This window comes from Streptomyces sp. NBC_00154 (assembly GCF_026342835.1).
GTDB lineage: Bacteria > Actinomycetota > Actinomycetes > Streptomycetales > Streptomycetaceae > Streptomyces.
Map to the genome: position 1 here is coordinate 5,816,998 of NZ_JAPEMI010000001.1, position 17,472 is coordinate 5,834,469.

A 17,472-nucleotide genomic window follows, 5' to 3' on the forward strand; every position below is an offset into this window, starting at 1 on the left:
CCCGGGGGAGCTCCGGCCGCAGGGTCGATACGATGGCCTTTCCGGGAGTCCGGATCCGCACGAGGAGCGCTCTTGCCAGACGAGGCCCAGCCAGTCGCCGCCCCGCAGCCCGACAAGCCCGCGGCGGTCCCAGCCACGCCCGAGAAGAAGCAGCCCGTGGCGAAGGAGAAGCCGAAGCCCCCGGCCCCCGAACCCGTGCGCAGCGCGGCGCAGGCGCCCGTCAAGGCGAACGGGTCCGCCGCCGACCGGCCGGCCCCGGCCTCGCCGGCGCCGACAGCGCCGAAGCCCCCGGCCAAGCCCGCCGTCAAGCCCGTGGCTCCGGCCGGCGCCGTGGCTCGTTCCGGCGGTTCCTCCAACCGGGTACGGGCCAGGCTCGCCCGGCTCGGGGTGCAGCGCTCCAGCCCGTACAACCCGGTCCTCGAACCGCTGCTGCGTGCCGTCCGCAGCAACGACCCCAAGATCGAGACGTCCACGCTGCGTCAGATCGAGCGCGCCTACCAGGTCGCCGAGCGCTGGCACCGCGGCCAGAAGCGCAAGAGCGGCGACCCGTACATCACGCACCCGCTCGCCGTCACGACGATCCTCGCCGAACTCGGCATGGACCCGGCGACGCTGATGGCGGGCCTGCTGCACGACACGGTCGAGGACACCGAGTACGGCCTCGACACGCTGCGCCGCGACTTCGGCGACCAGGTGGCGCTGCTCGTCGACGGCGTGACCAAGCTCGACAAGGTCAAGTTCGGCGAGGCGGCGCAGGCCGAGACCGTACGCAAGATGGTCGTCGCCATGGCGAAGGACCCCCGGGTCCTCGTCATCAAGCTCGCCGACCGGCTGCACAACATGCGCACCATGCGCTATCTCAAGCGGGAGAAGCAGGAGAAGAAGGCCCGCGAGACGCTGGAGATCTACGCGCCCCTGGCACACCGGCTGGGCATGAACACCATCAAGTGGGAACTGGAGGACCTCGCCTTCGCGATCCTCTACCCCAAGATGTACGACGAGATCGTCCGTCTCGTCGCCGAGCGGGCGCCCAAGCGCGACGAGTACCTCGCCATAGTGACCGACGAGGTCCAGGCCGACCTGCGCGCAGCCCGGATCAAGGCCACCGTCACCGGACGCCCGAAGCACTACTACAGCGTCTACCAGAAGATGATCGTGCGGGGCCGGGACTTCGCCGAGATCTACGACCTGGTGGGCATCCGCGTCCTCGTCGACACCGTCCGCGACTGTTATGCCGCACTCGGCACCGTGCACGCGCGATGGAATCCGGTCCCCGGCCGGTTCAAGGACTACATCGCGATGCCCAAGTTCAACATGTACCAGTCGCTGCACACCACGGTGATCGGTCCCAGCGGCAAGCCGGTCGAGCTGCAGATCCGCACCTTCGACATGCACCGCCGCGCCGAGTACGGCATCGCCGCCCACTGGAAGTACAAGCAGGAGGCCGTCGCGGGCGCCTCCAAGGTCCGTACCGACGTGCCGAAGAACACCGGCCGCGGCCAGGACACCGTCAACGACATGGCGTGGCTGCGCCAGCTCCTGGACTGGCAGAAGGAGACCGAGGACCCCAGCGAGTTCCTGGACTCGCTGCGCTTCGACCTCTCCCGCAACGAGGTCTTCGTCTTCACGCCCAAGGGCGACGTCATAGCGCTCCCCGCGGGTGCGACACCGGTCGACTTCGCGTACGCCGTGCACACGGAGGTCGGCCACCGGACCATAGGAGCACGGGTCAACGGGCGGCTCGTACCGCTCGAATCGACCCTCGACAACGGCGACCTGGTGGAGGTCTTCACCTCCAAGGCGGCCGGCGCGGGACCGTCCCGGGACTGGCTCGGCTTCGTCAAGTCGCCGCGTGCCCGGAACAAGATCCGCGCATGGTTCTCCAAGGAGCGCCGCGACGAGGCGATCGAGCAGGGCAAGGACGCCATCGCGCGTGCCATGCGCAAGCAGAACCTGCCGATCCAGCGGATCCTGACCGGGGACTCGCTGGTCACGCTCGCCCACGAGATGCGCTACCCCGACATCTCGTCGCTCTATGCGGCGATCGGCGAGGGCCATGTCGCGGCCGCGGGCGTCGTGCAGAAGCTGGTGCAGGCGCTCGGCGGGGAGGACGCCGCCAACGAGGATCTCGCGGAGAGCACGCCGCCGTCCCGCAGCCGCCACAAGCGCCGCTCCAACACCGATCCGGGTGTGGTCGTCAAGGGCGTCGAGGACGTCTGGGTCAAACTGGCCCGCTGCTGTACGCCCGTACCCGGCGACCCGATCATCGGCTTCGTCACCCGCGGCAGCGGCGTCTCCGTGCACCGCGCCGACTGCGTCAACGTCGACTCGCTGTCGCAGCAGCCGGAGCGGATCCTCGAGGTCGAATGGGCACCCACCCAGTCCTCGGTCTTCCTGGTCGCCATCCAGGTCGAGGCACTCGACCGGTCGCGGCTGCTCTCGGACGTCACACGCATCCTGTCCGACCAGCACGTCAACATCCTGTCCGCAGCCGTGCAGACCTCGCGGGACCGGGTGGCCACCTCGCGCTTCACCTTCGAGATGGGCGACCCGAAGCACCTCGGACACGTCCTGAAGGCCGTACGGGGCGTGGAGGGCGTCTACGACGTCTACCGGGTGACCTCGGCCCGCAGGCCGTAAGCGCACCCCGCACACACAAGGAAGGGGCTCCCGTACGTCACGTACGGGAGCCCCTTCCTTGTGTGCGGTGTCCTGCTCAGCCGCCGAACTCCTCCAGGCCCTTCAGCGCCTGGTCCAGCAGTGCCTGGCGGCCCTCCAGCTCACGGGCCAGCTTGTCGGCCCGGGCGTTGTTGCCCGCGGCGCGCGCCGTGTCGATCTGCGTACGCAGCTTGTCCACGGCAGCCTGCAGCTGACCGGTCAGACCCTCGGCGCGCGCACGCGCCTCCGGGTTCGTCCGGCGCCACTCGGACTCCTCGGCCTCCTGGAGCGCCCGCTCCACCGCCTGCATCCGCCCCTCGATCTTCGGGCGGGCGTCACGCGGCACATGGCCGATGGCCTCCCAGCGCTCGTTGATGGCACGGAACGCGGCCCTCGCCGCCTTCAGGTCCTTCACCGGCACCAGCTTCTCGGCCTCGACCGCGAGCTCCTCCTTCAGCTTGAGGTTCTCGCCCTGCTCGGCGTCCCGCTCGGCGAAGACCTCGCTGCGGGCGGCGAAGAAGACGTCCTGCGCACCGCGGAAGCGGTTCCACAGATCGTCCTCCGCCTCGCGCTGGGCGCGGCCCGCCGCCTTCCACTCCGTCATGAGATCGCGGTAGCGCGCGGCCGTGGTCCCCCAGTCGGTGGAACCGGACAGCGCCTCGGCCTCGACGACCAGCTTCTCCTTGGCCTTGCGGGCCTCCTCGCGCTGGGCGTCCAGCGAGGCGAAGTGCGCCTTGCGGCGCTTGGAGAACGCCGAGCGCGCGTGTGAGAAGCGGTGCCACAGCTCGTCGTCCGACTTGCGGTCGAGCCGCGGCAGGCCCTTCCACGTGTCGACGAGCGCCCGCAGCCGCTCGCCCGCGGAGCGCCACTGCTCGCTCTGCGCCAGCTCCTCGGCCTCGACGACCAGCGCCTCCTTGGCGTGCTTCGCCTCGTCGGTCTGCTTCGCCTTCTGGACCTTGCGCTCCTCGCGGCGGGACTCGACCGTCGCGACCAGCGCGTCAAGGCGCTTCCGCAATGCGTCGAGATCACCGACCGCGTGATGCTCGTCGACCTGCTGACGCAGATGCTCGATGGCGGTCGTTGCGTCCTTCGCCGACAGGTCGGTGGTCTTCACCCGCCGTTCGAGGAGGCCGATCTCGACCACGATGCCCTCGTACTTGCGCTCGAAGTAGGCCAGAGCCTCCTCGGGTGAGCCAGCCTGCCACGATCCGACGACCTGCTCGCCATCGGCTGTACGCACGTACACGGTGCCCGTCTCGTCGACGCGGCCCCACGGGTCGCTGCTCACAGCGCCTCCTCCACCTGATGCCTGTGAGAGGGTTCGCCCCCCTGGCATCGTCCACAGTTTCCTGGGGCGGGCTGCGCGCCCGCCCTGCACAACGCCAATCTAGGCGACCGGCCGCCCGGCTGTCCGCACTCAGCGCGGCCGAATTCTTCGGCCCGCACCCCGGCGGCCGGACCGGACTCGCCGGGCCGGCCGCCCCGGTCGGCTCAGGCCTTGTCGACGGCCGCCTTCGAGATGGTGACGGCCTTCTTCGGGGCACCGTCGGCCGCGCCACCGGTGACACCGGCGGTCCCGACCGCCTTCACGGCCTTCAGCGAGGCGGCGTCCATCGTGCCGAACGGCGTGTAGCTCGGCGGCAGTTTGCTGTCCTTGTACACCAGGAAGAACTGGCTGCCGCCGGTGTGCGCCTGACCGGTGTTGGCCATCGCCACCGTGCCCGCCGGGTACGTCACCGTGCCGTCCTTGCCCGCCTTGCCCAGCGCGGTCAGGTTCTCGTCCGGGATCGTGTAGCCCGGGCCGCCCGTGCCGTCGCCCTTGGGGTCACCGCACTGCAGGACGAAAATGCCCTGCGTGGTGAGGCGGTGACACTTCGTACCGTCGAAGAAGCCCTTGTCCGCGAGCGACTTGAACGAGTTCGTCGTGTGCGGGGTCTTCGCCGCATCCATCGTGAACGCGATGTCGCCCTGGCTCGTCTTGAGCGACATCGTGTACTTCGACTTTTTGTCGATCTTCATCGCGGGCTCGGGCGCACTGCTCTGGCTCGCCGAGGGCGAGGGCGAGGGGGACGGGCTGGTGCTCGACGCCGCGTCGTTCTTGTCCTTGTCGTCGCCGCCGAGGGAGACGAACGCGGTGACTCCCACGACCGCCACCACGGCCAGCGCGGACGCGATGACGACGGTGAGTCGCCTGGTCCTGCGGCGGGCCTCCTCCCGGCGCTGCTGCTGCCGCTCGAACTTCTCCCTGGCGAGCTGCCGCCGCCGCTGATCGCTGCTGACCACCGGGTGATCTCCTTGTACGTCGTGTGATCGGGCCTGGGTTGCCCCGTACCGTATATGGGTTAGCTGTGGAATGAGGAGCGCCGGTAGGCTCTGAACTGCCGCGACCTTCTCAGCCGCAGTCGGCCGCACCCCTCCGTCGGACGACCATTAAGGACGATCGTGCTCATTGCCGGGTTCCCCGCCGGGGCCTGGGGGACCAATTGCTATGTGGTCGCCCCCGCCGCCGGTGAGGAGTGCGTGATCATCGACCCGGGCCACCAGGCCACCCAGGGAGTCGAGGACGCGCTGAAGAAGCATCGGCTGAAGCCCGTCGCCGTAGTGCTCACCCACGGGCACATCGACCATGTCGCCTCGGTCGTCCCGGTGTGCGGCGCGCACGATGTCCCCGCCTGGATCCACCCCGAGGACCGGTACATGATGAGCGACCCGGAGAAGGCCCTCGGCCGCTCCATCGGGATGCCGCTCATGGGCGAGCTGACGGTGGGGGAGCCGGACGACGTCAAGGAGCTGACCGACGGTGCCCAGCTGCTGCTGGCCGGTCTGGAGTTCGGTGTCGCGCATGCGCCCGGCCATACCAAGGGGTCGGTGACGTTCAGGATGCCTGAGGCCGCGGATGTTCCGCAGGTCCTCTTCTCGGGCGACCTGCTCTTCGCCGGCTCCGTCGGACGTACCGACCTGCCCGGCGGCGACCACGCCGAGCTGCTCGAGTCGCTGGCCCGTGTGTGCCTGCCGCTCGACGACTCGACCGTGGTGCTGTCCGGCCACGGCCCCCAGACGACCATCGGCCGCGAGCGCGCCTCGAACCCGTATCTGCACGGGCTGGCCGCGCCCCGACGAGGAATGTGACGAGAGTTAGAACCGTGAGCACCTTCAAGGCCCCCAAGGGCACGTACGACCTGACCCCGCCCGACTCCGCGAAGTACCTCGCGGTGCGCGAGGCGCTCTCCGCACCGCTGAAGAACTCCGGCTACGGCTACATCGAGACGCCCGGCTTCGAGGACGTCGCGCTCTTCTCGCGCGGAGTCGGTGAGTCCACCGACATCGTGAGCAAGGAGATGTACACCCTCACCACCAAGGGCGGCTCCGAGCTGGCGCTGCGTCCCGAGGGCACCGCGTCGGTGCTGCGTGCCGCACTGGAGGCCAACCTCCACAAGCTCGGCAACCTGCCGGTCAAGCTCTGGTACTCCGGCTCGTACTACCGCTACGAGCGTCCGCAGAAGGGCCGCTACCGGCACTTCTCGCAGGTCGGTGCCGAGGCGATCGGCGCCGAGGACCCGGCACTGGACGCCGAGCTGATCATCCTGGCCGACCAGGCGTACCGCACGCTGGGGCTGCAGAATTTCCGGATCCTGCTGAACTCGCTGGGCGACAAGGAGTGCCGTCCCGTCTACCGGGACGCGCTCCAGGAGTTCCTGCGCGAGCTCGACCTGGACGACGACACCCGCCGCCGCATCGACCTCAACCCGCTGCGGGTCCTCGACGACAAGCGCCCCGAGGTGCAGAAGCAGCTCGTCGGCGCACCGGTCCTGCGTGACTACCTGTGCGACGCGTGCAAGGCGTACCACGAGGAGGTCCGCGATCTGCTGACCGCGGCGGGTGTGGTGTACGAGGACGACGAGAAGCTCGTCCGCGGCCTCGACTACTACACCCGCACCACCTTCGAGTTCGTCCACGACGGGCTCGGCTCGCAGTCCGCGGTCGGCGGCGGCGGCCGCTACGACGGCCTGTCCGAGATGATCGGCGGCCCGGCGCTCCCGTCGGTCGGCTGGGCGCTCGGCGTGGACCGTACGGTGCTCGCACTGGAGGCCGAGGGCATCGAGCTCGAACTGCCCTCGTCCACCAGCGTCTTCGCGGTGCCGCTCGGCGAGGAGGCCCGCCGGGTGCTGTTCGCCAAGGTGACGGAGTTGCGCCGAGTGGGCGTAGCCGCCGACTTCGCGTTCGGCGGGCGCGGTCTCAAGGGCGCGATGAAGAGCGCCAACCGGTCCGGCGCCCGCTTCACCGTCGTCGCGGGCGAACGTGATCTCGCCGAGGGCGTGGTCCAGCTGAAGGACATGGAGTCGGGCGAGCAGCAGGCGGTCGCGCTCGACGCGCTGGTCGCCGAGATCCAGCAGAAGCTGGCCTGATCCACCGCCTTCGACTGTGCCCGCCCGGTCCGCCGGGCGGGCACAGTGCGTCACCGCCCCTGTGCCGTCAACTCCGCGGGAGCCGGTTCATCCTGGCGGACGAGACCGAACCGGGAAGACGGCGGTCTGCGGGGGGAAGCCGGGGCGGGGCGTCGTCGTGGCTGTCAGCCGTCCGTAATGCCTGGGCAGCCCCCGTACAGCCCCCTGCCGGTTCGGTCGCGGTGAGGAGTGGCTCGCGAAAGCCGCGCGTTCCCTGCCGCCGTGTGTGCGTCTCTCCGCACATCTTTATGTCCATCGAACGGATGGCAGATGAGGTGATGCGGCACAATGACCATGCCCAGCAGGCCACTCACTGATGGAACGGCGATATGACGACTGCAGCGGTTGACCATCCCTCCTCGGACCAGGACGAGGACGGCCGGAAGAGGACCATCGGCGGCAGCCGTGCGTTCGCACTGCTGCTGGTGATCACCGGTGCCGCCGCCCTCCTCGCCGCCTGGGTCATCACGATCGACAAGTTCAAGCTGCTCGAGGACCCCAGCTTCACACCGGGCTGCAGCCTCAACCCCGTGGTCTCGTGCGGCAACATCATGAAGAGCGAGCAGGCGTCCGCCTTCGGGTTCCCGAACCCGATGCTCGGACTCGTCACCTACTCCGTCGTCATCGGCATCGGCCTGGCCCTGCTCGCCGGCGCCCGCTTCCGCAGCTGGTACTGGCTCGGCCTCAACGCGGGCACACTGTTCGGCGTCGGTTTCTGCACCTGGCTGCAGTACCAGTCGCTGTACAACATCAACTCGCTCTGCCTGTGGTGCTGCCTGGCCTGGGTCGCCACGATCTTCATGTTCTGCTACGTCACCACGCACAACATCAAGCACCGGATCCTGCCCGCGCCGAACTGGCTGCGCAACGCACTCACGGAGTTCCACTGGGTGCCGCCGGTCCTCTGGGTCGGCATCATCGGCATGCTGATCCTGACCCGCTGGTGGGACTTCTGGACCAGCTGACCGTCCGAGCCGGGAGCGGGCACCGGCCCGGCCGGGCTGTCAGTGCCGTGACATAGGCTTCAAAACGTGGAGCCCGACCTCTTTACCGCAGCCGCCGAAGACCGCCAGGAGAAGGACCCGTCCAGCAGCCCCCTCGCTGTCCGGATGCGCCCTCGTACCCTCGACGAGGTCGTCGGCCAGCAGCATCTGCTGAAGCCGGGCTCGCCGCTGCGCCGCCTCGTCGGCGAAGGGAGCGGCGGACCTGCCGGCCCGTCGTCGGTGATCCTCTGGGGCCCGCCCGGCATCGGCAAGACGACTCTGGCGTACGTGGTCAGCAAGGCCACCAACAAGCGCTTCGTCGAGCTCTCCGCGATCACCGCGGGGGTCAAGGAAGTACGGGCCGTCATCGAGGGCGCCCGCCGCGCCACCGGTGGCTACGGCAAGGAGACCGTCCTCTTCCTCGACGAGATCCACCGCTTCTCCAAGGCCCAGCAGGACTCACTGCTGCCGGCCGTGGAGAACCGCTGGGTGACGCTCATCGCCGCGACGACCGAGAACCCGTACTTCTCGATCATCTCGCCGCTCCTGTCGCGCTCGCTGCTCCTGACCCTCGAATCACTCACCGACGACGATCTGCGCGCCCTGATGCGCCGCGCCCTGACCGCCGAGCGCGGCCTCGGCGGCGCGGTCACACTGCCCGAGGATGCCGAGGCCCATCTGCTGCGCATCGCGGGCGGTGACGCGCGCCGCGCGCTGACGGCGCTGGAGGCGGCGGCCGGTGCGGCCCTCGCCATGCAGGAGAAGGAGGTCACCCTCCAGACGGTCGAGGCGACCGTCGACCGGGCAGCCGTGAAGTACGACCGGGACGGCGACCAGCACTACGACGTGGCGAGCGCGCTGATCAAGTCGATCCGCGGCTCCGACGTGGACGCGGCGCTGCACTATCTGGCCCGGATGATAGAGGCGGGGGAGGACCCGCGGTTCATCGCCCGGCGGCTGATGATCTCCGCCAGCGAGGACATCGGCCTCGCCGACGCCACGGCGCTGCCCATAGCGGTCGCCGCCGCCCAGGCCGTCGCCATGATCGGATTCCCGGAGGCGGCGCTCACCCTCAGCCATGCCACGATCGCGCTGGCGCTCGCCCCCAAGTCCAATGCGGCGACGCTGGCGATCTCCGCCGCCCAGGCGGATGTGCGCAACGGCCTGGCAGGCCCGGTCCCGGCCCATCTGCGCGACGGCCACTACAAGGGGGCCGCCAAGCTGGGCCATGCACAGGGCTACGTCTATCCGCACGATGTCCCCGGCGGGATCGCAGCCCAGCAGTACGCCCCGGACGCGGTCGCCGACAAACGCTACTACCGGCCCACGCGGTACGGCGCCGAGGCGCGGTACGCGGATGTGGTGGACCGGGTCCGCGACCGGCTGGGCCGCGGCGGCTCCGACGACGTCACAGACGCGTAGAGCTCCTCCTCCGGACGGTGGGGCATCCGTTCAGCGTGCGGCCGCTTCGAACAGTGTGTGCATCGCGTGGCGCAGTTCGGTGACGTCGCGCACCGGCTGGGGGAAATCGAAGCGTGCGTCGAAGCACCGCCCGTCGGCCTCGCAGAAGCGCACCCGCAGCCCGTGCCGGTCGAGCGCGACCGGCACGACCGAGGGCCGGTGGGCCGCGCAGCTGTCGTCCGCCCGCTCGCCCAGCAGCCCGCACAGCAGCGCCACCTGTTCGCCGTGCGCCGCATGCAGATGCTGCAGCAGCTCCGCCTCGTGGGCGACGAGCGGGTCGGCGGCGGCATCCCGGAATTCCTCCGGCTCGACGTCCTGGGCGCCCCACAGATCGTCGACGTACGCCTCGCCGGTCTCCAGCCGCAGCATCATCCGTCCGGGCCCGGCCATCCCCGGTACGGAGGTGAGCCATCCGGAGATCCAGCCGCGGCCACGGATGCGGTGCGGTACGGAGACCGGTGCGACGTCCGTGATCTCCAGCACTGCGGTCAGCTCGTCGTCCTGGGCGCGCGTGGCAGCCCGTACGGCCGGGGAATCTGCGGGGAATTCGAGGAACAGATCGCCCTCGGGGCCTACGCTGCGATCCAGCGGCACCAGCTGGTCGAAACCGGCTGTGGTCAGCCCGGGGATGAGCAGTACCGCCGAACAGGTACTCTGTACGAGAGTTCGTGTGCGCTCGGCTGCTGACGGCATCCGAGTGTTTTCAAGCCCGCTGGGACGCGGCTGACCACGATCTGATCGGTCCTCCGTCGTATCGGCGCCCTCGATGGCGTCGACGCTGTCAGTGCTGTCCGTGACGTGTGTGGTGTTCCCAGGGCGAGACATGCGATCTCCTTGAGTAAGGTGAGCCTAACCTAACCCACAACGGAGGTCTGGAGAACGTGCCTAATCAGTCGCGTCCCAAGGTCAAGAAGTCTCGTGCGCTCGGCATCGCCCTGACGCCGAAGGCCGTCAAGTACTTCGAGGCCCGCCCCTACCCGCCGGGCGAGCACGGCCGTGGCCGCAAGCAGAACTCGGACTACAAGGTCCGTCTGCTCGAGAAGCAGCGTCTGCGCGCCCAGTACGACATCAGCGAGCGCCAGATGGCGCGCGCCTACGACCGGGCCAAGAAGGCCGAGGGCAAGACGGGCGAGGCGCTCGTCGTCGAGCTCGAGCGCCGTCTCGACGCGCTGGTCCTGCGTTCGGGCATCGCCCGCACGATCTACCAGGCCCGCCAGATGGTCGTCCACGGCCACATCGAGGTCGACGGCCGCAAGGTCGACAAGCCGTCCTTCCGCGTCCGTCCCGACAACATCGTGATGGTCCGCGAGCGCAGCCGCGACAAGCACCCCTTCCAGGTGGCCCGCGAGGGTGGTTACGCCCCCGACGGCGAGACCCCGCGCTACCTGCAGGTGAACCTGAAGGCCCTGGCCTTCCGCCTGGACCGGGACCCGAACCGCAAGGAGATCCCGGTGATCTGCGACGAGCAGCTCGTCGTCGAGTACTACGCCCGCTGATCCAGGCGTAGCCGCTCTCACCAGCGCTCAGGCCCGCCCCTCCCCGATGTCGGGGAGGTGGCGGGCTTCCGCGTTCTGCCGTCCGGGGCCGGTACGGGACCACGCCGCTGTCCCTTCACGCCCGGACGGTCCACGGGCAGGCACGCCAGCGCCCGTGCCACCGCCGCGTCCGGATCCAGCTGCGCACCCGCCCGACGACCCGATTCGTACCGTGCGTCGCCCAGCTCACGCCGCGCCAGCCGCTCGCACTCCGCCCGCGGCCTGCCGTAGTACACCGAACCGAACAGCGGCAGCCCCACCGACGGCCAGAACCGCTCGGCGGCCCCCTGCAGCACCGCCGCCTCCGCCGCATCCCCCTCGACCGCCGTGACCAGTGCCAGCAGCTCCATGGCGAGGACGGACCCGAGCAGGTCGTGGAAGGCGTGGCCGATCGCCAGCGACTCCCGGAGCAGCTCCCGGGCGCGCTCCGGCCGCCCCTGCTGCAGCTGTGCGTAGGCCAGCACATAGAGCGCGTACGAGAGTGCCCACCGCTCCCCGTGGTCCTCGCAGACCTCCTTGACCTCCTGGCAGATCTCGGCCGCGGCCTCCAGGTCCCCGCGGAACCCGACCGCCATCGCCAGTTCGATCTGGGCCATCAGCACGTTGCTGTTCATCTCGCCGAGGTCCCGGTAGCGCACCAGCGCGTCCTGCAGCAGCTCCTCGGCGCGGACCATGTCGTCCGTGACGAGGGCCAGACAGCCCGTGCGGTGCACCGCGTAGGCCTGGGCCGTGGCGTCACCGGCCCGGTCCGCCTCCTCCCGGCACTCGTGCAGCGCGGAGACCGCCCCGACCGCGTCCCCCTGCAGCACGGCCACGTACCCCAGCACCCACAGCGCCTTGAGCCGGGAGGGTTCGTACGGCGTCTCCTCCTCCAGTACATGGTTCAGCCAGTGCCGCCCCTCCGAGAGGCGCCCGCAGCCGACCCAGAGGAACCAGAGCGTGCCCGCCAGGTACTGCGCGAGATGGGCCTCGTCCGGGCACTCCAGCGAACACTCCATGGCCCGGCGCAGATTGGGCAACTCGCTCTCGGCCCGGGCCGCGACCTCGCCCTGCCGTGGGCTGAACCAGTCGAGCTCGCACCAGGTGGCGAGCCCCAGGAACCAGTCCCGATGGCGCCGTCGTAACCGGTCCGTGTCGCCGGTGGCGGCCAGCCACTCGGCGCCGTACTCGCGCACGGTGTCCAGCATCCGGTAGCGGGTGCCCACCGCCGAGTCCTCGCGCAGCACCAGGGACTGCGCCAGCAGCCCCGTCAGCACATCGAGCACCGACTCGGCCGGCAGCTCGGGGCTGCTGCAGATGTACTCGACGGCCTCCAGATCGAACTGCCCGGCGAATACCGACAGCCGCGCCCACAGCAGCCGCTGCTCCGGGGCGCACAGCTCATGACTCCAGCCGATGGCCGTACGGAGCGTCTGGTGGCGCGCCTGCGCGCTGCGGCTGGTGCCGGTCAGCAGGCGGAAGCGGTCGTCCAGACGTTGCAGCACCTGTTCCGTGGACAGGGCGCGCAGCCGTCCGGCGGCCAGTTCCAGCGCGAGTGGGATGCCGTCCAGCCGACGGCACAGCTCCCGCGCCGATCCGCGGTTGTCCTCCGTCAGCCGGAACTCCGGGCGCACCGCCGCGGCCCGTTCCGCGAACAGCGTCATGGCGTCCTCGTCGGCCATCGGCGCGAGCGGATAGGTGACCTCGCCGTCCAGCTCCAGGGGCTGCCGTCCGGCGGCCAGCACCCGCAGCTGCGGGGCCCTGCGCAGCAGCGCGCACACCAACTCGGCGCAGGCATCGACAAGATGCTCGAAGCCGTCGATCACCAGGAGGAGCCGGCGTTCGGTGAGATGTTCGAGGAGTGTCGTGCGGGGCGGGCGGCTGGTGTGATCGGTGAGTCCCAGCGCGTCGATCACGGCATGTTCCAGCAGTCCCGGGTCGTGGACGGTGGACAGTTCCACCAGCCGGACCCCGTCGCAGTACCGTTTCTCCAGGAGAGCTGCGGCCCGGGTGGCACAGCGGGTCTTCCCCACGCCACCCACCCCGACCACGGTGACCAGTCTCGATTCCGTCAGCAGACGGCTCAGGTCGGCCAGCTCCTCGTCACGTCCCACGAATCGGTTCAGTTCCGCCGGGAGATTGCCGCGGGCCGTGGTGCCGGGGCTCGGAGCGTCGGGGGAATCGTCGGGGGAGGGGCGCTGGGAGCGTCGCATGAAACACGCAGAGTACTGGCGTGGCAGCTCTCCGTACAATCTCCTTTGTGCAACTCCCGTTCCCCCCATCCGTAATGCGGTAGGGGGCGCACCCCCCGGCGCGATAGGGTCGGGAGACGACGATTCGACAAGCCAGAGAGCGGTGCAACGTGTCCGGTGGAGAGGTGGCCGGGATCCTGGTGGCCGTCTTCTGGGCGATCCTGGTCTCGTTCCTCGCCGTCGTCCTGGTGAGGCTGGCCCAGACGCTCAGGGCAACCACCAAGCTCGTGGCGGAAGTGACCGAGCAGGCCGTTCCGCTGCTTGCCGACGCCTCCGCGACGGTGCGCTCCGCGCAGACCCAGCTCGACAAGGTCGATGCGATCGCGACGGACGTCCAGGAAGTCACCTCCAACGCCTCGGCGCTCTCCACCACCGTCGCATCGACCTTCGGCGGACCACTGGTCAAGGTGGCCGCGTTCGGTTACGGAGTGCGGCAGGCCATCGGCCGCCGGACCTCCCCGGAAGCCGAGCCGGCCCGCCGGGCGGCGTCGCGTCGCACGGTGATCGTCGGCCGTACGGTGCCGTCCGCGAGGGCCAAGAAGCGCGGCGGCAGAAGCTCCCGCGGATCGAAGGACTGACGCAGCGATGTTCCGCCGTACGTTCTGGTTCACCGCCGGCGCAGCCGCCGGCGTCTGGGCCACCACCAAGGTCAACCGGAAGCTCAAGCAGCTGACCCCCGAGAGCCTCGCGGCGCGCGCCGCCGACAAGGCGATCGAGGGAGGTCACAAGCTCAAGGACTTCGCTCTCGACGTCCGCGACGGCATGGTCCGGCGCGAGGCCGAGCTGGGGGAGGCGCTGGGCCTGCAGGCACCGGTCGACCCCGAGCTCCCGGTGCAGCGTCATTTCGCGGTCGAAGCGGCCGAGCCCGCCCCGGCCGCAGACGCCACCGCCCACCGCAAGCTCCCCTACAACTCGTACAACGACAACTCGTACAACCGGAATGAGGACCACTGATGGAGTCGGCTGAAATTCGTCGCCGCTGGCTGAGCTTCTTCGAGGAGCGCGGGCACACCGTCGTGCCTTCGGCGTCGCTCATCGCGGACGACCCGACTCTGCTGCTGGTCCCCGCGGGCATGGTTCCCTTCAAGCCGTACTTCCTCGGCGAGGTCAAGCCGCCCGCCCCGCGCGTCACCAGCGTGCAGAAGTGTGTGCGTACGCCCGACATCGAAGAGGTCGGCAAGACCACCCGGCACGGCACCTTCTTCCAGATGTGCGGGAACTTCTCGTTCGGCGACTACTTCAAGGAAGGCGCCATCAGCTACGCCTGGGAGGCTCTCACCACCTCCGTGGCGGACGGCGGCTTCGGTCTCGACCCCGAGCGACTGTGGATCACGGTCTACCTCGACGACGACGAGGCCGAGCAGATCTGGCGCGACAAGATCGGCGTCCCGGCCGAACGCATCCAGCGTCTGGGCAAGAAGGACAACTTCTGGTCCATGGGTGTCCCCGGCCCGTGCGGACCCTGCTCCGAGATCAACTACGACCGCGGCCCCGAGTTCGGCGTCGAGGGTGGCCCGGCCGTCAACGACGAGCGGTACGTGGAGATCTGGAACCTGGTCTTCATGCAGTACGAGCGGGGCGCCGGCGACGGCAAGGAGGACTTCCCGATCCTCGGTGACCTGCCGTCCAAGAACATCGACACCGGCCTCGGCCTCGAGCGCCTCGCGATGATCCTGCAGGACGTGCAGAACCTGTACGAGATCGACACCTCGATGGCCGTCATCGAGAAGGCCACCGAGCTGACCGGGGTGCGCTACGGCGAGAACCACACCTCCGACGTCTCGCTCCGCGTCGTCACCGACCACATGCGTACGTCCGTCATGCTCATCGGCGACGGTGTCACCCCCGGCAACGAGGGCCGCGGCTACGTCCTGCGCCGCATCATGCGCCGCGCCGTCCGCAACATGCGCCTCCTCGGCGCCACCGGCCCCGTCGTCGCCGAGCTCGTCGACACGGTCATCAAGTCGATGGGCCGGCAGTACCCGGAGCTGATTACCGACCGCAAGCGCATCGAGACCGTCGCCCTGGCCGAAGAGGCCGCCTTCCTGAAGGCCCTCAAGGGCGGCACCAACATCCTCGACACCGCGGTCACCGAGACCAAGGCCGCCGGCGGCAAGGTCCTCGCCGGCGACAAGGCGTTCCTGCTCCACGACACCTGGGGCTTTCCGATCGACCTCACCCTGGAGATGGCCGCCGAACAGGGCCTCGCCGTGGACGAGGACGGCTTCCGCCGCCTGATGAAGGAGCAGCGGGACCGCGCCAAGGCCGACGCCAAGGCCAAGAAGACCGGCCATGCCGACTTGTCCGCCTACCGCGAGGTTGCCGACAAGTCGGGCTCCACCGAGTTCACCGGCTACACCTCCACCGAGGGCGAGTCGACGATCGTCGGCCTCCTCGTCGACGGGATCTCCTCGCCCGCCGCCACCGAGGGCGACGAGGTCGAGGTCGTCCTCGACCGCACGCCGTTCTACGCCGAGGGTGGTGGCCAGCTCGCCGACCAGGGCCGGATCCGGCTCGACACCGGCGCCGTCATCCAGGTGCGCGACGTCCAGCAGCCGGTCCCGGGCGTCTCCGTCCACAAGGGCACGGTCCAGGTCGGCGAGGTGACGGTCGGCGCCATCGCCTACGCCGCCATCGACACCACCCGCCGCCGCGCCATCGCCCGCGCCCACAGCGCCACGCACCTCACCCACCAGGCGCTGCGTGACGCCCTCGGCCCGACGGCCGCCCAGGCCGGTTCGGAGAACTCGCCGGGCCGCTTCCGCTTCGACTTCGGTTCGCCCGCCGCCGTCCCCGGCACGGTCCTCACCGACGTCGAGCAGAAGATCAACGAGGTTCTCTCCCGGGAGCTCGACGTCCAGGCCGAGGTCATGTCGATCGACGAGGCCAAGAAGCAGGGCGCCATCGCCGAATTCGGCGAGAAGTACGGCGAGCGGGTCCGGGTCGTCACCATCGGCGACTTCTCCAAGGAGCTGTGCGGCGGTACGCACGTCCACAACACCGCCCAGCTGGGTCTGGTGAAGCTGCTCGGCGAGTCGTCCATCGGCTCCGGCGTGCGCCGTATCGAGGCCCTCGTCGGCGTCGACGCGTACAACTTCCTGGCCAAGGAGCACACGGTCGTCGCCCAGCTCCAGGAGCTGGTCAAAGGCCGCCCCGAGGAGCTTCCGGAGAAGGTCTCCGCCATGCTCGGCAAGCTGAAGGACGCCGAGAAGGAGATCGAGAAGTTCCGCGCGGAGAAGGTCCTCCAGGCCGCCGGCGGACTCGCCGAGTCCGCCAAGGACGTACGCGGTGTCGCCCTGGTCACCGGACAGGTGCCGGACGGGACGTCCGCCGACGACCTGCGCAGGCTGGTCCTCGACGTCCGGGGCCGTATCCAGGGCGGCCGTCCGGCCGTCGTGGCGCTGTTCACCACGGCCAACGGCCGTCCGCTGACCGTCATTGCCACCAACGAGGCCGCCCGCGAACGCGGCCTCAAGGCCGGCGACCTGGTCCGTACGGCTGCCAAGACCCTCGGCGGCGGTGGCGGCGGCAAGCCGGACGTCGCCCAGGGCGGCGGCCAGAACCCCGGCGCGATCGGCGAGGCCATCGCCGCTGTCGAGCGCCTCGTCACCGAGACGGCGTGACGGCGGGAGTGACGCAGATGCGCCGCGGACGTCGCCTCGCGATCGACGTCGGGGATGCCCGGATCGGGGTCGCCTCGTGCGACCCCGACGGGATCCTCGCCACGCCGGTGGAGACCGTGCCGGGACGCGACGTCCCGGCCGCCCACCGGCGGCTGGGGCAGATCGTCGAGGAGTACGAGCCCATCGAGATCATCATCGGTCTGCCCAGATCCCTGGGTGGCGGTGAAGGGCCCGCCGCGGCCAAGGTCCGGCTCTTCGCCCAGGAGGTCGCCCGCTCGGCCGCACCCATTCCGGTGCGATTGGTGGACGAGAGGATGACCACAGTGACAGCGAGTCAGGGACTGCGAGCCTCGGGTGTGAAGTCCAAGAAGGGCCGGTCTGTCATCGACCAAGCTGCCGCTGTGGTGATCCTCCAGAACGCTCTGGAGTCGGAGCGGGCGTCAGGTAAAGCTCCGGGCGAGGCCGTCGAAGTGGTTGTCTGATCGCGATACGGTAACGTTCCGCGCGATGCGGCGGTGTTCGAACAAATACCGCAC

14 protein-coding genes are annotated in these 17,472 nt (G+C 69.7%); 10 read left to right on the forward strand and 4 right to left on the reverse strand.

The features are described 5' to 3' along the window. Positions 1 to 72 precede the first annotated feature (72 nt). Entirely contained in the window at positions 73 to 2,640 is a 2,568-nt protein-coding gene (locus OHA03_RS26120; protein WP_267006196.1) for a bifunctional (p)ppGpp synthetase/guanosine-3',5'-bis(diphosphate) 3'-pyrophosphohydrolase, read from the forward strand. 76 nt (positions 2,641 to 2,716) lie between these two features. Here the strand turns inward: OHA03_RS26120 and OHA03_RS26125 are convergent, their stop codons facing one another. Then, a complete protein-coding gene (locus OHA03_RS26125; protein WP_267006197.1) occupies positions 2,717 to 3,946 on the reverse strand; it encodes a DUF349 domain-containing protein in 1,230 nt (409 codons plus the stop codon). A gap of 203 nt (positions 3,947 to 4,149) precedes the next feature. Continuing rightward, on the reverse strand, positions 4,150 to 4,941 hold the full coding sequence (locus OHA03_RS26130) for a peptidylprolyl isomerase (RefSeq protein WP_267006198.1): 792 nt from the start codon (positions 4,939 to 4,941) through the stop codon (positions 4,150 to 4,152). 159 nt (positions 4,942 to 5,100) lie between these two features. Between OHA03_RS26130 and OHA03_RS26135 the strand changes: the two genes are divergently transcribed. The 4 genes from OHA03_RS26135 to OHA03_RS26150 all read left to right on the forward strand — a co-directional run bounded on the left by OHA03_RS26135 (position 5,101) and on the right by OHA03_RS26150 (position 9,508). After that, positions 5,101 to 5,787, forward strand: coding sequence for an MBL fold metallo-hydrolase (locus OHA03_RS26135; protein ID WP_267006199.1), 687 nt, complete (start codon positions 5,101 to 5,103; stop codon positions 5,785 to 5,787). Between the two features lie 14 nt (positions 5,788 to 5,801). Next, positions 5,802 to 7,064, forward strand: coding sequence for a histidine--tRNA ligase (gene hisS / locus OHA03_RS26140; RefSeq protein WP_267006200.1), 1,263 nt, complete (start codon positions 5,802 to 5,804; stop codon positions 7,062 to 7,064). Positions 7,065 to 7,432: 368 nt separating this feature from the next. Then, the gene (locus tag OHA03_RS26145) at positions 7,433 to 8,068 is read left to right on the forward strand and encodes a vitamin K epoxide reductase family protein (RefSeq protein ID WP_267006201.1); all 636 of its coding nucleotides are present in this window, start codon (positions 7,433 to 7,435) and stop codon (positions 8,066 to 8,068) included. A gap of 66 nt (positions 8,069 to 8,134) precedes the next feature. After that, complete coding sequence (locus OHA03_RS26150; RefSeq protein WP_267006202.1) at positions 8,135 to 9,508, forward strand: replication-associated recombination protein A; 1,374 nt, start codon at positions 8,135 to 8,137, stop codon at positions 9,506 to 9,508. 30 nt (positions 9,509 to 9,538) lie between these two features. Here the strand turns inward: OHA03_RS26150 and OHA03_RS26155 are convergent, their stop codons facing one another. Then, positions 9,539 to 10,240 carry a DUF2470 domain-containing protein gene (locus tag OHA03_RS26155; RefSeq protein WP_267006203.1) on the reverse strand — a complete coding sequence of 234 codons (702 nt, stop codon included), beginning with the start codon at positions 10,238 to 10,240 and terminating at the stop codon, positions 9,539 to 9,541. A gap of 188 nt (positions 10,241 to 10,428) precedes the next feature. Between OHA03_RS26155 and rpsD the strand changes: the two genes are divergently transcribed. Beyond that, positions 10,429 to 11,043, forward strand: coding sequence for a 30S ribosomal protein S4 (gene rpsD, locus OHA03_RS26160; protein ID WP_030918857.1), 615 nt, complete (start codon positions 10,429 to 10,431; stop codon positions 11,041 to 11,043). Between the two features lie 17 nt (positions 11,044 to 11,060). Here the strand turns inward: rpsD and OHA03_RS26165 are convergent, their stop codons facing one another. After that, positions 11,061 to 13,274 (reverse strand): AAA family ATPase, encoded by a 2,214-nt coding sequence (locus tag OHA03_RS26165; protein ID WP_267006204.1) that lies wholly within the window; start codon positions 13,272 to 13,274, stop codon positions 11,061 to 11,063. Positions 13,275 to 13,438: 164 nt separating this feature from the next. Here OHA03_RS26165 and OHA03_RS26170 point away from each other — a divergent pair, with 164 nt between their 5' ends. From OHA03_RS26170 to ruvX, 4 genes are read left to right on the forward strand one after another with little or no spacing between them, the layout of a single operon-like run. Next, a complete protein-coding gene (locus tag OHA03_RS26170; RefSeq protein WP_267008162.1) occupies positions 13,439 to 13,891 on the forward strand; it encodes a DUF948 domain-containing protein in 453 nt (150 codons plus the stop codon). A gap of 7 nt (positions 13,892 to 13,898) precedes the next feature. Then, positions 13,899 to 14,267, forward strand: a complete 369-nt coding sequence (locus OHA03_RS26175; RefSeq protein ID WP_267006205.1) for a DUF6167 family protein — start codon at positions 13,899 to 13,901, stop codon at positions 14,265 to 14,267. Next, the gene (gene alaS / locus OHA03_RS26180) at positions 14,267 to 16,936 is read left to right on the forward strand and encodes an alanine--tRNA ligase (RefSeq protein ID WP_267006206.1); all 2,670 of its coding nucleotides are present in this window, start codon (positions 14,267 to 14,269) and stop codon (positions 16,934 to 16,936) included. The genes OHA03_RS26175 and alaS overlap by 1 nt, the downstream gene beginning before the upstream one ends. After that, entirely contained in the window at positions 16,933 to 17,418 is a 486-nt protein-coding gene (gene ruvX, locus OHA03_RS26185) for a Holliday junction resolvase RuvX (RefSeq protein ID WP_267006207.1), read from the forward strand. Before alaS ends, ruvX begins: the two co-directional genes overlap by 4 nt. Positions 17,419 to 17,472: the final 54 nt, after the last annotated feature.

Excerpts from the sequence above, each read along its gene's own strand:
- OHA03_RS26155 (WP_267006203.1), bottom strand. The coding sequence starts at position 10,240 with ATGCCGTCAGCAGCCGAGCGCACACGAACTCTCGTACAGAGTACCTGT.
- OHA03_RS26165 (WP_267006204.1), bottom strand. The coding sequence starts at position 13,274 with ATGCGACGCTCCCAGCGCCCCTCCCCCGACGATTCCCCCGACGCTCCG.
- OHA03_RS26175 (WP_267006205.1), top strand. The coding sequence starts at position 13,899 with ATGTTCCGCCGTACGTTCTGGTTCACCGCCGGCGCAGCCGCCGGCGTC.
- OHA03_RS26145 (WP_267006201.1), top strand. The coding sequence starts at position 7,433 with ATGACGACTGCAGCGGTTGACCATCCCTCCTCGGACCAGGACGAGGAC.
- alaS (WP_267006206.1), top strand. The coding sequence starts at position 14,267 with ATGGAGTCGGCTGAAATTCGTCGCCGCTGGCTGAGCTTCTTCGAGGAG.